The following is a 21455-nucleotide window of genomic DNA, read 5'->3' on the forward strand; positions in this document are numbered from 1 at the left end:
AACCAGCATGAGTAAGCGAACAGACAGGCCTTTGCGCCTTGGGGTGAATATTGACCATGTGGCGACGTTGCGCAATGCCCGCGGCGGGCGCGACCCGGACCCGGCGCGCGCGGCCAAACTGGCGCAGCAGGCGGGTGCAGACGGGATCACGCTGCATTTGCGCGAAGATCGCCGCCATATCATGGATGCGGATTTGCCTGCCGTTATGGCAGCGGTGACGCTACCGATTAACCTTGAAATGGCAGCGACCGATGAAATGCAGGCCATCGCGCTGAAATACAAACCCCATGCCGTGTGTATTGTGCCCGAACGCCGCGAAGAACGCACCACCGAAGGCGGGCTGGACGTGATTGCGGATGCGCAGCGCTTAACGGACTATATTGCGCCGCTGCGGGCGGCGGGCAGTCGCGTGTCGTTGTTCATTGCCCCCGATGAGGCGCAGGTCGAAGCGGCCGCGCGCGTGGGCGCGCAGGTCGTCGAATTGCATGTGGGCGCGTATTGTGATTTTTGCACTGACGGGCGCGACGCGGAATGTGACCGCGAATTACGCCGCCTGTTTTCCGCCGCAGCCCGCGCCGAGGAGCTGGGGCTGGAGGTGCATGCGGGGCATGGGCTGAATTTCAGCAATGTCGGACCGATTGCGGCAATCCCGGAGGTTGTGGAGTTGAATATTGGGCATTTCCTGATTGGCGAAGCGGTTTTTATAGGGCTGGATGCCGCCTTGCGGGAAATGCGCCGCCAGATGGCGCTTGCACGGATGTAGCGGCGTCATGATTCTGGGTGTGGGAACTGATCTGGCCAATATCGACCGCATTGCGCGAACCTTGGCGCGGTTTGGGGATCGTTTTCGCAACCGGGTTTTTACGCAAGAGGAACTTGCCCGCGCAAAACGGCGCGGTGATGATGTTGCGACCTATGCCAAACGCTGGGCCGCGAAAGAGGCCTGTTCCAAAGCGCTTGGCACGGGCCTTGCGATGGGCATTTCCTGGCGGGATATGTGGGTGAGCAATCTTGCCGGTGGCCAGCCGGTGATGCATGTGTCCGGTTGGGCGGCAGCGCGGCTGGCGCAGATGACCCCGGACGGATATGAAGCGGTCATCCATGTCAGCCTGACTGATGATCACCCTTGGGCGCAGGCCTTTGTGGTGATTGAAGCACGCCGCCCAGACGGAACGGGTGCTTGATATTTGACCGGTGATCCTGCATAGACACGGTGAAATTTATCTTGTTAAGAATATTCGGGTGCCGGTCCCGGCCCCGATGCGGGCAGTGGCAAAATGACAGTATCGAAATTCGACCCCCACAGACGCCCGACATTTGCGGAACAATTCGCACCCAAATTGTTGACAGTGCTGCGCGAAGGGTATGGGCCAAAGCAGTTGCGCGCCGATGCAATTGCCGGGCTGACAGTGGCGATTGTTGCCTTGCCCTTGTCGATGGCAATTGCCATCGCATCAGGGGCCACGCCTGCGCAGGGGTTGTATACGGCCATCGTGGGCGGGTTCATCGTATCGTTGCTGGGCGGGTCGCGCTTCCAGATCGGGGGGCCTGCGGGGGCGTTCATTGTGCTGGTGGCCGCCACTGTTGCGCTGCACGGGATGGACGGGTTGATACTGGCCACGTTCCTTTCGGGGCTGATGCTGGCGGTGGCGGGGTTCCTGCGGCTGGGCACATTCGTAAAATTCGTGCCCTTTCCGGTGACAGTTGGCTTTACCGCTGGAATTGCGGTGATCATCTTTGCCAGCCAGATCAAGGAAATCTTCGGCCTGACACTGGTTGATGAACCCGGCGCGTTGGCGGAAAAACTGCCAGCCTTGTGGCAGGCGCGTGACAGCATGACGCCCCATGCGCTTGGGCTGTCCCTGGCAACGGTTGTGGTGATTGTGGCACTCCGGCGCTGGCGGCCCAACTGGCCGGGCATGTTGGTCGCTGTGGGGCTGGCGTCAATCGTGGTCGCGCTGTGGGAACTTCCGGTGCAAACGATCGGAACGCAGTTCGGGGGTATTCCGTCCTCCTTGCCCGCGCCCGCCTTGCCTGCCGTGACATGGGCCAAGGTCTGGGCGGTGCTGCCTGCGGCGGTATCCTTTGCGCTGCTTGGCGCGATTGAATCGCTGTTGTCAGCTGTGGTGGCCGATGGCATGACAGGGCGGCGGCACCGGTCCAATTGCGAATTGGTGGCACAGGGCGCGGCCAATATAGGGACGTCGCTGTTTGGCGGGTTCTGTGTCACGGGCACCATTGCGCGCACGGCCACGAATGTGCGCGCGGGCGCGCATGGTCCGGTTGCGGGCATGCTGCATGCGGTGTTTTTGCTGGTGTTCATGCTGGTTGCGGCGCCGCTTGCGGGGTATATTCCCCTTGCAGCGCTGGCGGGGGTTTTGGTTGTCGTGGCGTGGAACATGATTGAAAAGCCCGCTATCGCCATTTTGCTGCGCTCCGGCTGGGGCGAGGGGACGGTGCTGGGCGCCACCTTCTTTCTGACCATCTTCCGCGACCTGACCGAGGCAATTATCGTGGGCGTTGCGCTTGGGTCCATCTTGTTTATTCAGCGCATGGGGCGGGCAACGGCTGTGGACGCCCAGACCCCCTTCGTTTCGCGTGACGAGGCCGACATGGCGCGCCCGCGCCAAGCCTATGCCAAGGATATGGCTGCGAACCCTGATATTGTGATTTACCGGATTTCCGGCGCGCTGTTTTTCGGCGCGGCCGCAAGTATCGGGTCGGTTCTGGACCGCATACAAGATACGCATAAAGCCTTGATTGTGGATTTTTCGGCCGTGCCATTTCTGGATTCAACAGGCGCAAACATGATAGAAGAACTGGCGCATAAGGCGCAGAAACGCGGCGCGACCTTGTGGTTGACCGGCGCCAGCCGCGATATTCGGCGCGTTTTTCTGATGCACGGGTTGCGCAAACCGATGGTGCGCTATGCCGTCAGCGTTGACGCGGCCATAGCCGAGCTGATGACCCCTGCTCAAGACGCTTGAAGCCGGTTCAACCCAGGTCGCTACGCCAGTGCAGCAAGCAGGCGGGCGCGCGCTTCGGGCAGGGGGCGGCCTGTGGCATGGGCCAGCCATTGGTTCAGGAAATGGCCGCTGATGGCCAAAGACTCGGTCAGGTCGCGCGCGCTGAAGGGGCCGCCATTCACCAGCGCGGCAGGTAATGGCAACAGGCGCGCGGCATAGTCGCCCGCCCCTTCGATGGTGACCGCGCGGCCCGTGCGCGGGCTGACATAGGCCAGCCCCTGTTGCGCCCCCGTGACTGCGCAGCGTTCCAGGTCCAGCCCGAAGCCGGTTTCTTCCAGCAAGTGCAATTCCCACAGCGCATAGGATCGTAGCCAGCCGGGTTGGCCCAGATTGTCCAAAATCTCCATCGTTGCCGTATACAACCCCGGATAGGCAGCGCGTTCGGGCAGCGCGTAGCGGCACAGCGCGCAGACCGCGCCCAGCGCAAGCAGCGCCAGACGGTCCCCCAGAATAGCGGCGGCGCGTGGGTGCAGCAATTCCACAGTGAAATTGCCCATCTGTTCTTCAAGCCTTGCGCGCCAATGCACATCCAGTTGCGCGCCCGGCTGCAGCACAGGGGCCATCTTGCGCGACGCACCCCCGCGCACGGCACCTGCATGGCGTCCATGCAGCGCGGTGAATACCTCGATCAGGGCTGTTGCCTCGCCATGTTTGCGAACGCTTAACAATATGCCTTGATCTCGCCACTCCATGGTGCCAAGCCTTGCCCCGTCAGGCCGATTTCGGCAAGGGGGAATCCAACGCCGGATTTCAGCTATTGGCGTTGTGGCGCAGTGAAAGTGCAGGATCATCAGTTTTGGCAATAGATCGCAAATACCGCCTCATTGCCGGGCTTATTGGTGGGGTAGCGGTTGCTGCACTGGTGGCGCATGTGTTGGGGCGTTTGGGCAATGCCGGGATGGCCGCAGTCTTGTGGCGATCGGGCGGGTATTTTACCATTCTGACCAATACGCTTGCGGCAGGCACTTTTCTGACCATCGCCATAAGCGGGCGGCGGTTGCCCTTCGGCTGGATGAGCATGCTGACCTTGTCCATGATCATGGTTGCGCTGGTCTATCATATCCTGCTGGCGCATCTGTTCAATCCACATGGGCTGCGGTGGTGGGTTGATCAGGCCTTTCATACGGTTTTGCCCGCATCTGTGCTGTGGTTCTGGTTGATGGAGGTGACACGCATTGACCCGCGCGGCGGGCGACCGCTGGTCTGGGTGATGTGGCCAGCCTGTTACGGCGCCTATGCGCTGCTGCGCGGGGCCGTGACAGGCTGGTATCCCTATCCGTTCCTGAATGTCGGCAGCATCGGCTGGAATGATGTTGCGCTGAACCTTGCGGGAATTACGCTTGTTTTTGTGGTGTTGGCCTATGGGATGAACTATTTTGGCCAGCGCATGCCGCTGCGCGATTTGGACATACGCTAACTTATTGAGTGCGCGAGTGCGCGAGGCTCAAAACCGCTTCCCACCTTTGCGCAACCCCCCTCTAACGCATTGCCAGATAGGCGGCGCAACCTGCAAGCGCGGCGTAGTCATCCTGGACCAGGGCGACGGGGAAACGCTGCACAAGGTCCGACATGCGCCCCATATCCGTAAAGGCCGCTTCAAACCCGAACTGGTCCAGCCATGGGGCAAATGCGCGCGCCACACCGCCAATCAGGTAAATTCCCGCATAGGGCAGGGTGACCAGTGCAAGGCTGGCCATGGTTTGCCCCAGAAGCCGCACATAATGACGCCCCACGGATTGGGCCAGGGTGCAGCCTGACTCCATCGCGGCAAGAATGGCGGCCGCGTCCTTGCCGCCCGGCATGCCAAGCTGTTCGGCATGGAAATCATAAAGCCGTTCCAGCCCCGCACCTGCCAAAACATCCTCGACCGAGGCGATGCCGCGCCGCGCGATCAGCCAATCGGCCAGCCTGTAATCGTCCTGCCCGCGCAAGGGCAAATGAATATGCCCTGATTCTGATGGCGGAACGACAACCTGCCCCGTGCTGGTGCAATACACCGGCGCGGCATTCACGCCCGTGCCCAGCCCGATGACAAGGCGCGTGTTGCCTTCGCGCTGCCCTGTGCGGATCGGGCGCAGATGGGTTTGCGCCAACCCGCCCACAGCATAGCCCTGCGCCTGCAGGTCATTCAGGAAATGCACCTTGGCGATGCCATTCTGCTGGGCGATATCCTGCGCATTGGCATTCCATCCCAGATTGGTCATCTCGGCGGTGTCGCCATGCACCAGACCGGCCAGCGCAAAGGCGGCTTGCTGCGGCGTTTCAGCATGTTGGGACAGAAACTGCACCACGATTTCCCCAAGCCCCGAAAATTCGGCATTGCGAAAACGCGTCGTGCTTGGGGCGATCAACTCGCGCCCGCGGGCAAGGGCCATTCGCGTATTGGTGCCGCCAATATCCGCCACCAGAACCAGCGGAGCGTGCGTTGTGGGCTGTGATGCCGTCATGGGTGTGCCTTTGTGAATTCATGCAAGCGCTTTGGGGTGTGTGATAGGATGCTTCGGCCCGTGGCCGCAAGGGCATATGCCCCCCGGCACAGCACCTTTCACCGGCTGGATGGTGCGGCGGGATACGAAAATCCGGCGCCGGTATGGCGTGGCGGGTCTGGCTTACCGGATTGCCGCACCAGTGCTTTCGCCCACGATCAACGCAGTTTCCATCAGGCAGGTCAGGGGCGGGTGTCGCGGTGTGGCAATCGTCTGTAGCAACATCTCGGCGGCTTTCCGGCCTGCCTCGCGCACCGATGATTGTGTCGCGGTAAATAGCGGCACATCCCCGCCATTTGGCAGATAGGACAGGTCATCATCATGTGTGATGACCGAAACATCCCGCCCAAGCCGGACGCCCTGATCCACCAGCGCGCGCCGCAACCCATAGGCCACCAGCATGGACGAGGACAGAAACGCCGTTGGCGGGTCGGGCAGGCGCATCAGGTCCGTTGCGGCCCTGTGGCCAAACACTTCGGTCATTTCGGCCTGTCGCATCAAGGCGGGATCTGGCGCAATGCCCGCTTCCGTCAGCGCCTGAATATAGCCTTTTCGGCGGCGCATGGCGAAATCCATGTGTTCCAACCCGTTGACCAGGGCAATCCTGCGGTGTCCCAGTTGCAGCAGGAATTCGGTTGCGCGCCGGAAAGACCTGTTATTGTTGATATCCAGCCATGAATACGGCGCGTCCACCCCGCTGGAACGGCCATGAACCACAAACGGAACCCCCAGCTGCGTCAGCATGGCGATGCGGGGGTCGTTCAGTTTGGGGCCATGCACAATCATTCCGTCCACCGCGCCACGCGCGATCATGTTGCGGTAAGCCTGTTCTTCATCTGCGTCGGGCACCATGCTGAGCATCATTTCATAGCCTGCACGCGAATAGGTTTCGCCCGCCCCTGCAATGAAATCGGCAAAGACCGGATTGACGATTTCATGACTGTCCGACAGTGCGATAACGTGGCCAATGGCATGGGTGCGCCCGGTGGCCAGACTTCTGGCGCGGGTGTTCGGGTGATAATTGGCGCGATCGGCTGCATCGCGCACCCGCTTGCGGGTTTTTGCATTCACTTCGGGATAGCCGTTCAGGGCGCGTGACACTGTCGTTGGCGACAGGTTCAGCGACGCAGCAAGTTCTTTCAGGGTGACGCCCATTGTTTAGTCAAACCGCATTGAACATTTGCGATCAGTATGCGCAATTTTCGCGCCTTGGAAAGTGCTATTTCACAAATTCCTGATGCTGCACATGCGAAATTTGGCAATAAAAAAAGGATATTTGCAAGATAGATGATTGACTTGAATGGGGTGATCGGCAAATGTCCGATTATCCAAAGCGTTTTGGAAAATTGATTCCAAACTGCTGGGATACTGATCAGCACAAGCTAAAAAATTGTGCATAACAGATCGTCAACCGTGGGAGGATGGCAATGAAGACCAAATTTTACGCAGGCGTTGCAACGCTTGCCCTGATGGCGGGTAGTGCCACGGCGCAAGACCTGATTGTCGCGCCGGGAACAGACGGGTTTAACTGGACCAGCTTCGAAGACTTCGCGGCCGCGCATGATTTCAGCGGCGAAACCATCACTGTTTCGGGGCCTTGGCTTCAGCCGGACGCGGGCATGCTTCGCAATGTTCTGGCTTATTTCGAAGAAGCGACCGGCGCGACAGTCAACTATTCCGGATCGGACAGTTTCGAGCAGGACATTGTCATCGCAGTTCAGGCCAATTCTGCACCCAACATCGCTGTGTTTCCACAGCCCGGACTGGCGGCAGACATGGCGGCCATCGGCGCTTTGGCGCCGCTGGGCCAGGAAACTGCCGACTGGATGGTGGAAAACTATGCCGCAGGCCAGTCCTGGGTTGATCTGGGCAGTTTCGCCAATGCGGACGGCGAACAGGAAATGTTCGGCTTTTTCTACAAGGTCGATGTGAAATCGCTTGTCTGGTACAGCCCCGAACAGTTTGACGAAATGGGCTATGACATTCCTGAAACGCTGGAAGACCTGAAAGCGCTGTCTGCGCAGATCGTGGAAGATGGCGGCACGCCATGGTGTGTCGGGCTTGGGTCAGGTGCGGCAACGGGCTGGCCGGCGACCGACTGGGTTGAGGATATGATGCTGCGCCTGCATGAACCGGAAGTCTATGACGGCTGGATCACCAATGAAGTTGCCTTCAATGACCCCCGCGTGGTCGAAGCGATCGAGGCTTATGGCGAATTCGTGCGCACTGATGGCTGGGCGCAAGGGGGGGCAGAAGCGTCCGCAACAACCGATTTCCGCGACAGCCCTGCCGGTTTGTTCCAGATTCCGCCTGCGTGCTACATGCACAAACAAGCGTCCTTCATCCCGTCCTTCTTCCCCGAAGGGTCTGAATATGGTGTGGATTTCGACTTCTTCTACTTCCCGGCATCGGGCGAGGGTGACTTGGGCGAGCCGGTTCTTGGCGCAGGCACACAATTCGCCATCACCAATGACAGCCCCGCGACACGCGGCCTGATCGAGTTCCTGAAAGCCCCCATCGCGCATGAAATCTGGATGGCGCAATCGGGTTTCCTGACGCCGCATACGGGTGTCAATCTGGACACATTCGGGGATGATTCACTGCGCGCGATGAACGAAATCCTGCTCAATGCGACCACATTCCGCTTCGATGCATCCGACGTGATGCCGGGTGAAATTGGCGCAGGCGCATTCTGGACGGGTATGGTCGATTACACCACCCAAGGCGATGCTCAGGCCGCTGCAGATGCTATTCAACAGCGCTGGGATGCCATGCGCTAGACCCATATTGCAGGGCCGCGCCCCGTGTGTGGCCCTGCATTCTGCATATGGTCTGCGAACGCGGAACGCGGCTGCGGGCGCAATGTCGGCACCCAAGGGCAGGCGCTGCAAACGACAGCAAAAAAGGGGGGGGAAGATGTCACCGGTCTTGCAAGGAATTGTGACAATCATCATCGGGGTCGGTGGGTGCGTCGGATATTTCTACGCGTCCAACCTGCTTCTGGACAAGGTCATCTTCCCGGCGCGTGGCCCGCATGCCGGACGCAATATCAACCGTGCCAACAAGCTGCGCCCGTGGCTGTTCCTGTTTCCGGCCATCTTCGCGTTGGGCCTGTATCTGGTCTATCCTGTGGTGGGGTCGTTCTACAGGTCGCTGTTTGACCGTTCTGGCATGAATTTCATTGGGTTGGGAAATTACTTTGATCTGATGAATGAAGGGACATTCCGCACCGCTGTTTTCAACAACATGTTATGGGTGCTGTTCGTGCCCGCCATGGCCACGTTTCTGGGCCTTCTGGTGGCGCAGCTTACGGACCGGCTGTCATGGGGCAATATCGCCAAATCGCTGATTTTCATGCCGATGGCGATTTCCTTTGTGGGGGCGTCGTTGATCTGGAAATTTGTCTATTCGGCCAACCCCGATATCGGGATCATCAACGCGCTGCGCGACATGTTTGGGATGGCACCCGTTGACCCTGTTCAGGTGTCATTTTGGAACAATTTTTTCCTGATGTTCATTCTGGTGTGGATTCAGACAGGGTTTGCAATGGTCATCCTGTCCGCCGCACTGCGCGGCATTCCCGAAGAAACCATAGAGGCCGCGATCATTGACGGCGCGAACCCTTTTCAGGTGTTCTTTTCCATCAAGGTGCCCCAGATCATGGGCACGATCATCGTTGTCTGGACCACGATTACCATTCTGGTGCTCAAGGTGTTTGACATTGTCTATACCATGACAGGGGGCAATTTCGGAACCCATATCCTGCCCAGTTATATGATGACCTACATGTTCCGCGATGACGGGCGCGCAACGGCTGTTGCCTTCGTTATCATGATCCTCGTGCTGCCGGTGATGGTGTGGAACATCCGGCAGGCCAGAAAAGAAATGCGCTAAGGCGCGGAGGGCAGGAAAATGGACAATATCGCGGGACAAAATCAGGGCGGCAGGCTGGCAGTCAACATCACTGTGGTAATTCTGGTGTTGCTGTGGCTGTTGCCGACCATCGGGTTGTTTGTGTCGTCCTTCCGCGACCGCGACCAGATTTCGAATTCCGGTTGGTGGCAGGCGCCTTTTTCGGTGGACCTGAATTTCCGCACGCGCGTGGCGGCAGACGGTGCACGCGAAGAAGGCGGTGTGTTCATTCTGGAAGGCAATGTTTTTGATGACCCGGCCTTGGCGCAGAATTTCCCCGATGGTGACGGCATCGTTGCGGCATATGGCACCCGTGCGGTTGCACCGGATGAATTTGCCGCAGGCCAGGTGTCTGACCTGCGCAGCGGGGGCACTGTGGTTGTGGAACGCGACGGGCGCTACAGGGTAGAAAGCCCCGAAGACATCACGCGCGGCCCCACGCTGTATTTCGAAGCGCGCACAGCGCCGAAATTCACGTTGGCAAACTATCGCACTGTGCTGTTTGCCGATGGCATGGACCGTGCCTTCATCAACACGCTGACAGTGACCATTCCAGCCACGATCATTCCAATCCTGATTGCGGCTTTTGCGGCCTATGCGCTGGCATGGATGGATTTTCCGGGCCGGGGGCTGCTGATTGCGGCGGTTGTAGGGCTTTTGGTGGTGCCGTTGCAACTGGCGTTGGTGCCTTTGCTGAAATTGCACACTGACATTGGCATAGGGCAAAGCTTCTTTGGCATATGGCTGGCACATACCGGGTTCGGACTGCCGTTGGCGGTGTATCTGTTACGCAACTACATGGTTGGTCTGCCGCGCGATATTATCGAATCCGCGAAAGTTGACGGCGCCACGGATTTTCAGATTTTCGTGCGGATCATCCTGCCGCTTAGTTTTCCCGCACTTGCGTCTTTTGCGATCTTCCAGTTCCTGTGGACATGGAATGACCTGCTTGTGGCCAAGGTTTTCTTGCCATCAGGTGCAGAAAGTCAGGTGATGACAGTCAAGATTGCCGATGACCTGCTGGGGTCGCGCGGTGGGGATTGGGGCATTCTGGCGACAGCGGCGTTTGTGTCTATCGCGGTGCCACTATTCGTATTTTTTACAATGCAACGCTATCTGGTGCGCGGCCTTCTGGCCGGCTCTGTCAAATAAGGAAAGAGAATCTCGTGTCTGTTCAAACTTTGTTGCAGCCTGAACGCGGGCTGGAGCTTTCGCCAGAATGGTGGCGTGGCGCGGTTATTTATCAAATCTATCCGCGCAGCTACCAAGACAGCAATGGTGACGGTATTGGCGATTTGCGCGGTATCGTGGAACGCTTGCCGTATATCGCCAGCCTTGGTGTGGATGCGATCTGGATCAGCCCGTTCTTCACTTCCCCGATGAAGGATTTCGGCTATGATGTGTCGGATTATTGCGATGTCGACCCAATGTTCGGCGCATTGTCGGATTTCGATGCGCTGGTGGGCATGGCCCATAAGCTGGGCATCAAAGTTCTGATTGATCTGGTGCTGTCGCACACATCTGACCAGCACCCGTGGTTCAAGGACAGCCGCGCCAGCCGCGACAATGCGCGCGCGAACTGGTATGTCTGGTCCGACCCCAAACCCGATGGCACACCGCCCAATAACTGGCTGTCCATCTTTGGCGGGTCAGCATGGGCATGGGATGCGACGCGGTGCCAGTATTACTTGCATAATTTCCTGGCTTCCCAGCCTGACCTGAATTTCCATGAACCCGCCGTGCAGGAAGAATTGCTGAATGTCGCGCGGTTCTGGCTGGAACGGGGCGTCAACGGGTTCCGTCTGGATACGATCAATTTCTATGTTCATGACCGTGAATTGCGCGACAATCCGCCCCTGCCACCGGAACAGCGCAACGCGAATATTGCCCCTGCAGTGAACCCCTATAACCATCAGGAACATATCTACGACAAGAACCAGCCTGAAAATCTGGATTTCCTGCGCCGGTTCCGCGCGGTTCTGGACACATACGGCGCTTGCGCCGTAGGCGAGGTGGGCGACGCGCAAAAAGGGCTTGAAATACTGGGCGAATACACATCCGGCGGCGACAAGGTGCAAATGTGCTACGCGTTTGAATTTCTGGCCGCAGATGTGCCTTCGGCGGCGCGCATTTCTGCCGTGCTGCGCCATCTGGACCATGTGGCCCCTGATGGCTGGGCGTGCTGGGCGTTTTCCAACCATGATGTGCCGCGCCATATTACGCGCTGGAACCTTAGCCCGGCGGCGGCGCGGGCCTATGCGACCTTGATGATGTGCATGCGGGGATCGGTCTGTTTGTACCAAGGCGAGGAATTGGGCCTGCCAGAAGCCGAGCTGTGCTTCGAGGACCTGCAAGACCCATATGGCATTCAGTTCTGGCCGGAATTCAAGGGCCGGGACGGGTGCCGCACGCCGATGGTCTGGGCCGGGGCGGTGGTCAATGGCGGGTTTTCAGCGGCGGTGCCGTGGTTGCCTGTGGCGCGCGAACATGTCGGGCTGGCCGTGGATACGCAGGAACGCGCCCCCGATGCCTTGTTGCACCATTACCGCCGCGCAGTGGCCTTTCGCCGTGCGCATCGTGCGCTGACACATGGCAGTTTGCGTGATTTGCATGTGTCAGGCGACACGCTGTCCTTCATCCGGGAGGAGGCGGGCGAGGTGATGTTTTGCGCCTTCAACCTAAGCCATGAACCCGCAACCCTGTATCTGCCCGAAGGGCATTGGGTGGCCGTTGGCGGTGACCTGAACAGCTCCGGCCCCGGCGAGGATGGTCTGGTGCATCTGGGGCCATGGCAGCCCTGTCTTGTCGTGAAACGATAAAACAACGAATGGGGGGAGGACACCATGGCAGATCTTAGACTGACAGATGTCGAAAAGGCCTATGGCGAAGTCAAAGTGCTGTCTGATGTCAATCTTGACATCAAGAAGGGCGAATTGATTGTGTTTGTCGGGCCTTCAGGCTGTGGCAAATCCACATTGCTGCGCATGATTGCAGGTCTGGAGAAAATCACGGGCGGGACGTTGGAAATTGACGGTATGCTTGTCAATGACATTCCGCCCGCGCAGCGCGGCATTGCCATGGTGTTTCAGTCCTATGCGCTCTATCCCCATATGACAGTGCGCGACAACATGGCCTTTGCGTTGAAAATCGCCAAGAAAAGCAAAGCGGAAATTGACGCTGCGGTAAATCGGGCGGCAGACATCTTGCAGCTTGGCCCCTATCTGGACCGGCTGCCAAAGGCGCTGTCGGGGGGGCAGCGCCAGCGCGTGGCCATCGGGCGTTCCATTGTGCGCGACCCCAAAGTGTATCTGTTCGATGAACCGCTTTCGAACCTTGATGCGGCACTGCGTGTGGCAACGCGCATTGAAATTGCCAAACTGAAGGAATCAATGCCCGACTCGACCATGATCTACGTCACCCATGATCAGGTCGAGGCGATGACCCTTGCGACGCGAATTGTCGTTCTTGCCGGTGGCGGGATTGCGCAAGTCGGCACACCGCTGGAATTGTATGAGCGCCCGAATGGCGAATTTGTGGCGCAATTCATTGGGTCCCCGGCCATGAACCTGCTTGCGGGCGAAGTGACGCAAACAGGCGCGCAAACCGCTGTCAAGCTGGCAGGTGGCGGCACTGCGCGCGCGGACATTCCCACCACCGATGCGGATATGGGCCTTTCGGTTAATCTGGGGGTGCGTCCCGAAGACCTGATTGCCACGGATGACGATGATTTCCTGTATCAGGGTCAGGTGGATCTGGTCGAGGCGCTGGGCGAACTGACCGTGCTGTATTTCAAACCCGACGCGCCTGACGCAGCCCCTGTGCTGGCCAAACTGGCAGGCACGCATAGCGACCTAAGGGGAAAAACTGTCAAGTTGAAGGCCGATCCCGCGAAGTTGCATCTGTTTCATAACAAAGTATCGCTGTTGTATCGCTAGAGAGCATGTCGCGCAAACTTGGGCGCCCCTGTTGCGCGACATCCGCTAAATTATAAAAGGCCGCGCTTTCCCCGCGCGGCCTTTTACACGTCCTTGCAGATCACTATACCCTGCGGCCCACACACCAAGGGGGCATTGTATAATTTCAGGCGCTGCGAAATTCACGCATCAGGAAATCAGGCACATGGTCGCCCATGCCAATGACAGCACCATCACGGTTCGCCCCACGGTCGCGCGGGGCATGGTCCCTGCCTGTGGCGCTGCGTTGTTGTGACCTGCGCTGCGGCGGGTCATTGCGCGCTGCAGCGGGTTCCGGGGTCACGGTTGGCGCGGGCTTGCTTGCGGGGGCGGGCGCGTCGTCTTGGGGGGCAATCGGGGCCGCTTCGGTTTTCGCAGTGCGGTCCTTGTGGCGCACGCGCACAGGTCCTTGTATTTCAGGGGCTTCGGCCCGCGGCAGTTGTTTTTGCAGCAGTGCTTCTATGGCGTCCAGATATTTCTTGTCAGACGGCACCATGATCGAGATTGCCTTGCCTGACCGTCCTGCGCGGCCCGTGCGCCCGATACGGTGCACATAGTCTTCAGGATGCGAGGGCAGATCGAAATTGAACACATGGCTGACCGATGGCACATCAAGGCCGCGCGCCGCCACGTCAGACGCAATCAGAAGCCGCAATTCACCGGCACGAAACCGTTCCAGTGTGCGTGTCCGAACAGATTGGTCCAGGTCGCCGTGAATGGGCGCGGCATCGAATTTGTGCTTGATCAGGGATTTGGAAACGATATCGACATCTACCTTGCGGTTGCAGAAGATGATCGCGTTTTCCAGCTTGTCGCCTTCGACATTGATCAGGCTGCGCAAGGTTTCGCGCTTGAGTTTGGCTGCCGTGTCGCGCCGGGTTGCCTGCAGTTCAATCAGCTCCTGCGCAATCGTCTCCGACGCAGTGGCCTGACGTGCAATTTCAACACGCGCTGGGTTTGACAGGAACGTATTTGTAATACGTTCAATTTCCGGCGCCATGGTGGCGGAATAGAAGAATGTCTGTCGCGTGAATGGCGTCAGGCCGAAAATGCGTTCAATATCTGGGATGAAGCCCATATCAAGCATGCGGTCCGCTTCATCGACAACCATGACTTCAACGCCGGTCAACAGCAGTTTGCCACGTTCAAAATGGTCCAGCAACCGCCCCGGGGTGGCGATCAGCACGTCAACGCCACGGTCAATCAGTTTGTCCTGTTCACCAAAGGCGACACCGCCAATCAAAAGTGCCTTGGTCAGGCGGGTGTATTTGGCGTAAGTGTCAAAATTTTCGGCGACTTGCGCGGCCAGTTCGCGCGTGGGCGCCAGAACCAGCGAGCGCGGCATGCGTGCGCGCGCCCGACCACGACCAAGGCGCGTGATCAAGGGCAAGGTAAATGACGCGGTTTTCCCGGTGCCCGTCTGGGCAATGCCAAGTATATCGCGCCCTTCCAATGCAAAGGGGATGGCCTGCGCCTGAATGGGGGTGGGGGCTGTGTAGCCCGCTTCATGAACAGCCTTGAGGACCTTGGGGTCCAGCTTCAGATCAGAGAATGTGGTCATGCGTTTCCATGGTTTCGGCTTCGGGCCGGAACAGTTATAGGACGCATACATGTCGCGTCCCGCGATCGGATCAATTGCAGATGCAACATCCTTGCCCTACTGTAATTCCTGCCGTGAGTCAACGCGAAGGCAAAGCTGGCCGTTTGACCGGCGAAAATATCTTGTTGTGGGCGCATCTTCGCAGTTGCAGGCCGGCGCAAGGCGCGGTATTAGCCCAATGCTGGCACGCGGGTGTGGCGGAATGGTAGACGCAGGGGATTCAAAATCCCCCGCCGCAAGGCTTGGGAGTTCGAGTCTCCCCACCCGTACCAGCTTTGGCTTCCTGAAATTATGATGGGTCACCAGTCAGGCGCAGGCACCTTTGCCCCTGCGCTGCGGCGCTTGATGCGCAATAAAAAAAGGCCATGATTGGGGTTTGTCCAATCATGGCCTGTTTATCATTGTTCCAGATCAGGAATTGCTGGCGTTCTTTTTCTGCTCGGTCGCTTTTTTCACGGCTTCCGACATGGCAGCAGGGGCAGGTTGCGGGGCCACATTCTGCGCGGGCTGTGGCTGTTGGACCGCGCCGCGATTGGTTTGCAGCGGATCATCCTGCCGCTGGACCGACCCTTCGAAATGGGCACCGGATTCAATTGCGATGGTCTTGTGGATGATGTCCCCCTCGACCTGCGCTGCCGAGGTCAGGCGCACTTTCAGCCCACGCACGCGCCCTATGACGCGCCCGTTGATAACAATGTCATCTGCGACAATTTCACCACGAATCGTTGCCGTTTCACCGACAGTCAGCAGATGCGCGCGAATGTCGCCATCCACATTCCCTTCGATAACGATGTCACCTGTAGTGCGCAGATTGCCGGTGATCGTCAGGTCCGATGCCAGCACAGATGCAGCGGGCTTGGATTTTGTCACTTGTGACGGGGCAGTATCAACGCTGCTTTGGCGCAGAAACGAAGGTGTTTCTGCAGGGTGCGACTGCGCGGCCCCCTCGTTCGAGGGTTTTGTCGCGGTTTCGTTGATGCGGCTTTTAGAAAACATGCTGTCCAGCCCTTATGTAGGTTATCGGGTTTACTGGTCGACCGTTGATTCGCACTTCATAGTGCAAATGCACCCCGGTTGACGCGCCAGTGGTGCCCATACCACCAATCCGCTGCCCGCGCGATACCCTTTGTCCTGCGCGCACATCGATGGAGTTCAAATGGGCGTAATATGTCTCAATCCCGAAATCATGCTCGATGACGACAAGGTTGCCATAGCCCCCTTGCCGGCCCGCAGATTTCACCACCCCGTCGGCGGTTGCGTGGATGGCTGTCCCGCGTGACCCGGCCCAGTCCAGCCCGTTATGCATGGTGCTGCGCCCGGTCAACGGGTGACGGCGCATCCCGAACCCCGATGTTTCGCGCACATTCGCGGAAACAGGGCGGGCCACCGGCATACGGTTGATCCCAAGGCGATAGGCGTGAATATCCGCAAGGCGCTGCAAGACCGCGTTGGCGCGCGCGATGTCCTGATCCTGCGCCATGACGCCCGAGGTGGAGACCGAAATCGGGCGCAGCGATGCGGTTTGCGAATTCGCGCCCTGACGCACCAGACGCCGTATTTGTTCGGGCGTGACACCGGCCGCGCGGAAAACGCGTTCCAAGGGGTCCACGACCATTTCGAGCGCTTCTTCCAACTGGGAAAAAATCATGTGGTTGCGGTCGCGCAGCAATTCATTTTCCAGCGCCAGATGACGCGCCTGGTTGACCGATTGTTCCGCATCAAGCGTAAGTTCACGGGTCGAATCTGCCATTTTGTCCATGGCGACAAGCAGGTAATCCAGCATGTCTTCGGTTTCGCGGGCGCGGTCCGCGCTGGTCTGGGTGGTGCCGGTTTCGGCCTGCAGGGTGTTTGTGACTTCTGCCAGTCTGGCGCGCGCTTCATCGCGTTCGCGCACCACGCGGCGGATGGTGTGCTGAATGTTGTCGATGCCGGTTTCAAGTTCCAGACGCCGTTCTTCCGATGCCAGCAACTGCAGCTGCATGTCCGAAATGCGCCCCATGGCTTCGGCAAAGCGGGCTTGCGCGGCTTCTGTTTCAATGGCGCGCTGGTCGCGTTCTGCGGCCAGATCGTTCAGGCGTTGTTCGTAATTGGCCTGATCGCGCACGGCATGGTCGCGCAGCGTGCCCGACCCGATTGAATCCATCAGCAGGATGGATGTTGCAATAATACCCCAAGCGAAAAAACTGGTCACAGCAACAAGCGCCGTGGCTTGTGTCATGGGGCGAAGGCGAACAAAGCGCGTCGTCGTCTCGGATCTAAGGAAAAGCCTTTGTTCGGGTAGGTGGCGCTCCAGCCGGTGATTCAGTTGCGCAAGCATTTGTTTCAAAGCACAGTTCCCATATCGCCATCTGACAAGGGCATGCGAAAAACCGTCGCGTACAAACATGCACAAACCAGCGCCCCCCGCGTGATTACGCAAGCTTAACCAGTGCTGCAAGATTTTTCCTGACTGTTGCGCCGCCACATCACCCCCGGCCCCGTCAATCAGCGAAAAACTGCCGATTCAGGGCGCCTGACGGGGGTCTAGGCGCGTATGCGCGTTGTTGCATGCACGCATAGGGTGTTCTGTTTTGCTATTCGGCACACAGGGTTAACGTGCGGCGCCAATATCGGGTTCCGTCAGCGGCCAGTAAAAATCTGGCGGAATACCTGCCTGGGCGCGCTTTTCCTCGTTAAACGGGGGGCGCAGCGGGCTGTGGAAATACTTGCGCACAAGCTCAAGAAACACGGGTTGCGGGTCCTTGCCATCGCGCCCGCAGAGGAAGTTGAACCATTTTGACCCATAGGCCACATGTCCGACTTCCTCAGCGTAGATGATGTTCAGGGCCGCAACAACATTGTCCATACCAGCGCGGGTAAAGATGTCGATCATGCCGGGCGTGACATCCAGACCGCGCGCCTCCAGCACCATGGGCACAACGGCAAGACGCGCCAGAATGTCGCCTGCGGTGTCTTCTGCGGCGCGCCACATGCCTGCATGGGCGGGCAGGGCGCCATAGTGGCTGCCCAGCGTTTCCAGACAATCGCAGACCAGCCCGAAATGCTTGGATTCCTCGTCCGCGGCCTTGACCCAGTCATCATAAAACCCCAGCGGCATCTGGATATGCGCAAACCGCGCGAGAAGATCCCAATGCAGGTCCACCGCGTTCAGTTCGATATGGGCAATGGCGTGTAAAATGGCAATCCGACCCTGGGCGCTGCCGGGGCGGCGGCGCGGCACATCGCGCGGGTCCAGCAATTCGGGGCGGTCCGGGCGTGCGGGGGTCAGGGGCGGTTCGGCCATTCCAAGGGGCAGGGGCGCACCTGCCTTGCGCGCCTCAAACCACGCGGCCGCGTGGCGACGCGAGCGGGCGCATTTTTCGCGCCCGTCCGCCGTGGTCAGCACATCCACGGCCATTTCCCGAAGCGACAGGGTCATAGGTCTTGCGCAGCTTTCAGCACGTCTTGCGCATGGCCCTGCGCCTTGACCTTGCGCCAGATCTGCGCGATGCGCCCGTCGCTGCCGACAAGGAATGTTGCGCGTTCAATGCCCATCGATACCTTGCCATACATGTTCTTTTCGACCCACACGCCGTAGCGTTCGCACACATCGCTGTCTGCATCTGACACCAGCGTGACGCCAAGGTTGTGTTTCGTGATGAACTTGTCATGCTTTGCGACTGTATCCTTGGAAATGCCGATAACCTGTGCCCCTGCGGCGGCAAATTCCGACGCAAGTGCCGTGAATTCCAGCGCTTCGGTGGTGCAACCGGGCGTGTCATCGCGCGGGTAGAAATACAGCACCACTTTGGACGGCTGCAGTTCCGACAACGTTACATCGCCCCCGCCATCGCGGGGCAGGGTGAAATCGGGGGCGGTTTGGCCTTGTTCAAGCATGTCGGTTTCCTTTTATTGAACGCTTGCCCTGTTGTAGCGGTCTTTGCGACAAGTTAAAGGGGCCAGCCCAACCAAGTGCGGTGTTTGCGATGAAGCTGTCTGATTTTGACTTTGATCTGCCTGAAAACCTGATTGCCACGCGCCCTGTGCGCCCGCGCCCTGCGGCGCGCATGTTGCTGGCCCAAGGTGACCGGTTTTCAGACTGCCATGTGCAGGATTTGACCACAATCTTGCGCCCCGGTGACTTGTTGGTGATCAACACCACACGCGTCATTCCCGCACGCCTGACCGGCCAGCGCCCGCGCGACAGCGCCCAAGGGCCGGTCAGCGCGAAGATAGAAGTGACCTTGACCGAACCATGCCCCGACGGGACATGGCGCGCGCTGGCCAAACCGTTGCGCAAGCTTGCGGTGGGCGAAGCGGTGGTGTTTTCCGAAACCCTGCAGGCGCAGGTCGTGGAAAAAACGCCCGAGGATGTGGTGCTGCGCTTCAACTTGGAAGGCGATGATTTCGACCTTGCGCTGGACAGGGCCGGGCAGATGCCGCTGCCCCCCTATATTGCGGGCCGCCGTGCCGCCGATGCGCAAGACCGCGACGATTATCAGACTGTCTTCGCGCGTGACAAGGGGGCGGTGGCCGCGCCCACCGCATCGTTGCATTTTGATGCGGCCTTGATGGACGCCTTGCGCGATAATGGCGTGAATTTTGCCGAAGTTACCTTGCATGTCGGGGCGGGCACGTTCCTGCCCGTCAAGACAGATGACATCCGCGACCATAAAATGCACGCGGAATGGGGCCAGATCACCGCGCCCGCCGCGCAGGCAATACGCGACACCAAGGCCGCAGGCGGGCGGGTCATTCCGGTGGGCACAACGGCCCTGCGCCTGATCGAGACTGCGGCCACGGCACCGGGCCAGATTGCCCCCTGGAGTGGCAAGACCGATATCTTCATCACCCCCGGTTTCCAGTTCCGGGTTGCGGATGGGCTTATGACGAATTTTCATTTGCCAAAATCCACCCTGATGATGCTGGTATCCGCGCTTATGGGCGCAGATCGTATTCGCGCGATTTATGCCCACGCGATTGCAAATCAGTATCGGTTCTTTTCATATGGGGACTCTTCGCTGCTGTTTCCTGACTGAAAACTCTCAAAAGGGTCGCTTTGATCATATTTCCGACATGACCGCCGGACTATTGGTTTCGCTGGGGGCCGCTAGCCTATAGGCTGTGGACAGGTAACGAACAGGCAGGCGCGACAATGTTTTATGTATTCACCGGGTCCTGGGCGCTTTTGCTGGGAATGTTGCTGCTTATGGTGGGCAACGGGGTGCAAGGCACGCTGCTGGGGATTCGGGGCGCGATTGAAGGGTTTTCCACCTTTCAGATGTCTGTTGTGATGTCGGCCTATTTTGTGGGGTTTTTGTTCGGGTCGCGTGCGGCGCCTGAACTGATCCGGCGGGTGGGCCATGTGCGGGTGTTTGCTGCGCTGGGGTCGCTGATTTCTGCCGTGCTGGTTTTGTATGCGGCCATTCCCGACTGGATCGTGTGGGCCTTGTTGCGCGTTCTGATCGGGTTTTGCTTCTCGGGGGTGTATGTCACGGCGGAAAGCTGGCTGAACAATGCCTCGACCAACGAAAACCGCGGGCAAACGCTGTCACTTTACATGATTGTGCAGATGGTGGGCATTATCAGCGCGCAGGCGCTCATCAACTTTGCCGATCCGGCGGGATTTATGTTGTTTGTTATCCCCTCGGTGTTGGTGTCCCTGGCCTTCGCGCCCATTTTGCTGTCGGTCAGTCCTGCGCCCACCTTCGGCACCACCAAATCCATGAGCATTCGCCAATTATATGATGTGTCCCCGCTGGGTGTGGTGGGCATTTTCCTGATGGGGGGGGTGTTTGCCGCGATGTTTGGCATGACTGCCGTCTGGGGAACGCAGGCGGGGCTAAGCGTGCTGGAAATTTCCATCTTTACGGGGGCAATCTATTTTGGCGGGCTGGTGTTCCAGTTTCCGCTGGGCTGGCTGTCGGACCGGATGGACCGGCGCAAACTGGTCGTCTATGTGGCGCTTGTGGGCACTGTGGGCGGTGCCATGGCGGTGATATTTGACCTGAGCTTTATCTGGCTGGTCGGGGTTGCGCTGATTATCGGGGGGATTTCCAACCCGCTGTATTCCCTGCTGGTGGCCTATACGAATGATTATCTGGATACGGACCAGATGGCCGCCGCATCGGGGGGGTTGCTGTTTGTCAACGGGGTGGGCGCCATTGTGGGGCCGCTATGCATCGGGTGGTTGATGGGGGTGATGGGGCCATCAGGCTTTTTCCTGTTTATCATTATCCTGACATTGGCATTGGCCCTGTATGCGATGTGGCGCATGACCCAGCGCGCGGCAACCCCTGTAGACCAGACCGGCCCGTTCGCGCCAGTGTCGCCGGTTGTGTCGGCGGCCACGGTTGAGGCGGTATATACCGAAATGACCGAAAATGCCGAACACGACACCACGCCCTGATGCCCTAAGCCTGTTGTAAAACCGCAAGATACCGCTGTTTTCACCACAATGACGGGTAAATGACTTGCCTGATGGCAGGGTGGCTGGCAC

General features: G+C 58.9%; 19 protein-coding genes and 1 tRNA gene. 12 read left to right on the plus strand and 8 right to left on the minus strand.

Annotation, left to right across the window (positions count from 1 at the left end):
- Positions 1 to 7 precede the first annotated feature (7 nt).
- The 3 genes from ACTZWY_RS05695 to ACTZWY_RS05705 all read left to right on the plus strand — a co-directional run bounded on the left by ACTZWY_RS05695 (position 8) and on the right by ACTZWY_RS05705 (position 2987).
- Complete coding sequence (locus ACTZWY_RS05695) at positions 8 to 763, plus strand: pyridoxine 5'-phosphate synthase (protein ID WP_444789727.1); 756 nt, start codon at positions 8 to 10, stop codon at positions 761 to 763.
- Positions 764 to 770: 7 nt separating this feature from the next.
- Positions 771 to 1184 carry a holo-ACP synthase gene (gene acpS, locus ACTZWY_RS05700; RefSeq protein WP_444789728.1) on the plus strand — a complete coding sequence of 138 codons (414 nt, stop codon included), beginning with the start codon at positions 771 to 773 and terminating at the stop codon, positions 1182 to 1184.
- 93 nt (positions 1185 to 1277) lie between these two features.
- Positions 1278 to 2987 (plus strand): SulP family inorganic anion transporter, encoded by a 1710-nt coding sequence (locus ACTZWY_RS05705; protein ID WP_444789729.1) that lies wholly within the window; start codon positions 1278 to 1280, stop codon positions 2985 to 2987.
- A 20-nt stretch (positions 2988 to 3007) separates the two neighbouring features.
- Here ACTZWY_RS05705 and recO read toward each other — a convergent pair whose 3' ends face one another.
- Positions 3008 to 3718, minus strand: a complete 711-nt coding sequence (gene recO, locus ACTZWY_RS05710) for a DNA repair protein RecO (protein ID WP_444789730.1) — start codon at positions 3716 to 3718, stop codon at positions 3008 to 3010.
- Between the two features lie 104 nt (positions 3719 to 3822).
- On the opposite strand from recO, the gene ACTZWY_RS05715 reads away from it, so the two are divergent.
- Positions 3823 to 4443: a Pr6Pr family membrane protein gene (locus tag ACTZWY_RS05715; RefSeq protein ID WP_444789731.1), complete on the plus strand. Its 621-nt coding sequence runs from the start codon at positions 3823 to 3825 to the stop codon at positions 4441 to 4443.
- A 61-nt stretch (positions 4444 to 4504) separates the two neighbouring features.
- On the opposite strand, the gene ACTZWY_RS05720 is transcribed toward ACTZWY_RS05715, so the two are convergent.
- Positions 4505 to 5473 (minus strand): glucokinase, encoded by a 969-nt coding sequence (locus ACTZWY_RS05720; RefSeq protein ID WP_444789732.1) that lies wholly within the window; start codon positions 5471 to 5473, stop codon positions 4505 to 4507.
- A 162-nt stretch (positions 5474 to 5635) separates the two neighbouring features.
- A complete protein-coding gene (locus ACTZWY_RS05725) occupies positions 5636 to 6667 on the minus strand; it encodes a LacI family DNA-binding transcriptional regulator (RefSeq protein WP_444789733.1) in 1032 nt (343 codons plus the stop codon).
- Positions 6668 to 6939: 272 nt separating this feature from the next.
- Between ACTZWY_RS05725 and ACTZWY_RS05730 the strand changes: the two genes are divergently transcribed.
- The 5 genes from ACTZWY_RS05730 (at position 6940) to ACTZWY_RS05750 (ending at position 13359) form a co-directional block, all read left to right on the plus strand.
- On the plus strand, positions 6940 to 8292 hold the full coding sequence (locus ACTZWY_RS05730) for an ABC transporter substrate-binding protein (RefSeq protein ID WP_444789734.1): 1353 nt from the start codon (positions 6940 to 6942) through the stop codon (positions 8290 to 8292).
- Positions 8293 to 8428: 136 nt separating this feature from the next.
- Positions 8429 to 9406 carry a carbohydrate ABC transporter permease gene (locus ACTZWY_RS05735; protein WP_444789735.1) on the plus strand — a complete coding sequence of 326 codons (978 nt, stop codon included), beginning with the start codon at positions 8429 to 8431 and terminating at the stop codon, positions 9404 to 9406.
- An 18-nt stretch (positions 9407 to 9424) separates the two neighbouring features.
- The gene (locus ACTZWY_RS05740; protein ID WP_444789736.1) at positions 9425 to 10576 is read left to right on the plus strand and encodes a carbohydrate ABC transporter permease; all 1152 of its coding nucleotides are present in this window, start codon (positions 9425 to 9427) and stop codon (positions 10574 to 10576) included.
- A 14-nt stretch (positions 10577 to 10590) separates the two neighbouring features.
- The gene (locus ACTZWY_RS05745) at positions 10591 to 12243 is read left to right on the plus strand and encodes an alpha-glucosidase (protein WP_444789737.1); all 1653 of its coding nucleotides are present in this window, start codon (positions 10591 to 10593) and stop codon (positions 12241 to 12243) included.
- Between the two features lie 24 nt (positions 12244 to 12267).
- A complete protein-coding gene (locus tag ACTZWY_RS05750; protein WP_444789738.1) occupies positions 12268 to 13359 on the plus strand; it encodes an ABC transporter ATP-binding protein in 1092 nt (363 codons plus the stop codon).
- Positions 13360 to 13504: 145 nt separating this feature from the next.
- On the opposite strand, the gene ACTZWY_RS05755 is transcribed toward ACTZWY_RS05750, so the two are convergent.
- Positions 13505 to 14938, minus strand: a complete 1434-nt coding sequence (locus ACTZWY_RS05755) for a DEAD/DEAH box helicase (protein WP_444789739.1) — start codon at positions 14936 to 14938, stop codon at positions 13505 to 13507.
- Between the two features lie 227 nt (positions 14939 to 15165).
- Here ACTZWY_RS05755 and ACTZWY_RS05760 point away from each other — a divergent pair.
- A tRNA-Leu gene (locus tag ACTZWY_RS05760) sits at positions 15166 to 15249 on the plus strand.
- A gap of 139 nt (positions 15250 to 15388) precedes the next feature.
- Here ACTZWY_RS05760 and ACTZWY_RS05765 read toward each other — a convergent pair.
- The 4 genes from ACTZWY_RS05765 to bcp all read right to left on the minus strand — a co-directional run bounded on the left by ACTZWY_RS05765 (position 15389) and on the right by bcp (position 18853).
- The gene (locus ACTZWY_RS05765; RefSeq protein ID WP_444789740.1) at positions 15389 to 15973 is read right to left on the minus strand and encodes a bactofilin family protein; all 585 of its coding nucleotides are present in this window, start codon (positions 15971 to 15973) and stop codon (positions 15389 to 15391) included.
- The gene (locus ACTZWY_RS05770; protein WP_444789741.1) at positions 15963 to 17363 is read right to left on the minus strand and encodes a DUF5930 domain-containing protein; all 1401 of its coding nucleotides are present in this window, start codon (positions 17361 to 17363) and stop codon (positions 15963 to 15965) included. The genes ACTZWY_RS05765 and ACTZWY_RS05770 overlap by 11 nt, the downstream gene beginning before the upstream one ends.
- A gap of 204 nt (positions 17364 to 17567) precedes the next feature.
- On the minus strand, positions 17568 to 18395 hold the full coding sequence (locus tag ACTZWY_RS05775; protein ID WP_444789742.1) for a ferritin-like domain-containing protein: 828 nt from the start codon (positions 18393 to 18395) through the stop codon (positions 17568 to 17570).
- Positions 18392 to 18853 (minus strand): thioredoxin-dependent thiol peroxidase, encoded by a 462-nt coding sequence (gene bcp, locus ACTZWY_RS05780; protein WP_444789743.1) that lies wholly within the window; start codon positions 18851 to 18853, stop codon positions 18392 to 18394. The genes ACTZWY_RS05775 and bcp overlap by 4 nt, the downstream gene beginning before the upstream one ends.
- An 89-nt stretch (positions 18854 to 18942) precedes the next feature.
- Between bcp and queA the strand changes: the two genes are divergently transcribed.
- Complete coding sequence (gene queA / locus ACTZWY_RS05785; RefSeq protein ID WP_444789744.1) at positions 18943 to 19995, plus strand: tRNA preQ1(34) S-adenosylmethionine ribosyltransferase-isomerase QueA; 1053 nt, start codon at positions 18943 to 18945, stop codon at positions 19993 to 19995.
- A 116-nt stretch (positions 19996 to 20111) separates the two neighbouring features.
- Positions 20112 to 21365: an MFS transporter gene (locus ACTZWY_RS05790; RefSeq protein WP_444789745.1), complete on the plus strand. Its 1254-nt coding sequence runs from the start codon at positions 20112 to 20114 to the stop codon at positions 21363 to 21365.
- The last annotated feature ends 90 nt before the right edge of the window (positions 21366 to 21455 follow it).

The sequence above is a fragment of the Roseinatronobacter sp. NSM genome (assembly GCF_052379845.1).
GTDB lineage: Bacteria > Pseudomonadota > Alphaproteobacteria > Rhodobacterales > Rhodobacteraceae > Roseinatronobacter.

Excerpts from the sequence above, each read along its gene's own strand:
- ACTZWY_RS05735 (WP_444789735.1), top strand. The coding sequence starts at position 8,429 with ATGTCACCGGTCTTGCAAGGAATTGTGACAATCATCATCGGGGTCGGT.
- ACTZWY_RS05765 (WP_444789740.1), bottom strand. The coding sequence starts at position 15,973 with ATGTTTTCTAAAAGCCGCATCAACGAAACCGCGACAAAACCCTCGAAC.
- ACTZWY_RS05770 (WP_444789741.1), bottom strand. The coding sequence starts at position 17,363 with ATGTTTGTACGCGACGGTTTTTCGCATGCCCTTGTCAGATGGCGATAT.
- ACTZWY_RS05775 (WP_444789742.1), bottom strand. The coding sequence starts at position 18,395 with ATGACCCTGTCGCTTCGGGAAATGGCCGTGGATGTGCTGACCACGGCG.
- ACTZWY_RS05750 (WP_444789738.1), top strand. The coding sequence starts at position 12,268 with ATGGCAGATCTTAGACTGACAGATGTCGAAAAGGCCTATGGCGAAGTC.
- ACTZWY_RS05720 (WP_444789732.1), bottom strand. The coding sequence starts at position 5,473 with ATGACGGCATCACAGCCCACAACGCACGCTCCGCTGGTTCTGGTGGCG.
- ACTZWY_RS05730 (WP_444789734.1), top strand. The coding sequence starts at position 6,940 with ATGAAGACCAAATTTTACGCAGGCGTTGCAACGCTTGCCCTGATGGCG.
- queA (WP_444789744.1), top strand. The coding sequence starts at position 18,943 with ATGAAGCTGTCTGATTTTGACTTTGATCTGCCTGAAAACCTGATTGCC.
- recO (WP_444789730.1), bottom strand. The coding sequence starts at position 3,718 with ATGGAGTGGCGAGATCAAGGCATATTGTTAAGCGTTCGCAAACATGGC.
- ACTZWY_RS05755 (WP_444789739.1), bottom strand. The coding sequence starts at position 14,938 with ATGACCACATTCTCTGATCTGAAGCTGGACCCCAAGGTCCTCAAGGCT.
- ACTZWY_RS05725 (WP_444789733.1), bottom strand. The coding sequence starts at position 6,667 with ATGGGCGTCACCCTGAAAGAACTTGCTGCGTCGCTGAACCTGTCGCCA.
- bcp (WP_444789743.1), bottom strand. The coding sequence starts at position 18,853 with ATGCTTGAACAAGGCCAAACCGCCCCCGATTTCACCCTGCCCCGCGAT.
- ACTZWY_RS05695 (WP_444789727.1), top strand. The coding sequence starts at position 8 with ATGAGTAAGCGAACAGACAGGCCTTTGCGCCTTGGGGTGAATATTGAC.
- ACTZWY_RS05705 (WP_444789729.1), top strand. The coding sequence starts at position 1,278 with ATGACAGTATCGAAATTCGACCCCCACAGACGCCCGACATTTGCGGAA.
- ACTZWY_RS05740 (WP_444789736.1), top strand. The coding sequence starts at position 9,425 with ATGGACAATATCGCGGGACAAAATCAGGGCGGCAGGCTGGCAGTCAAC.
- acpS (WP_444789728.1), top strand. The coding sequence starts at position 771 with ATGATTCTGGGTGTGGGAACTGATCTGGCCAATATCGACCGCATTGCG.
- ACTZWY_RS05790 (WP_444789745.1), top strand. The coding sequence starts at position 20,112 with ATGTTTTATGTATTCACCGGGTCCTGGGCGCTTTTGCTGGGAATGTTG.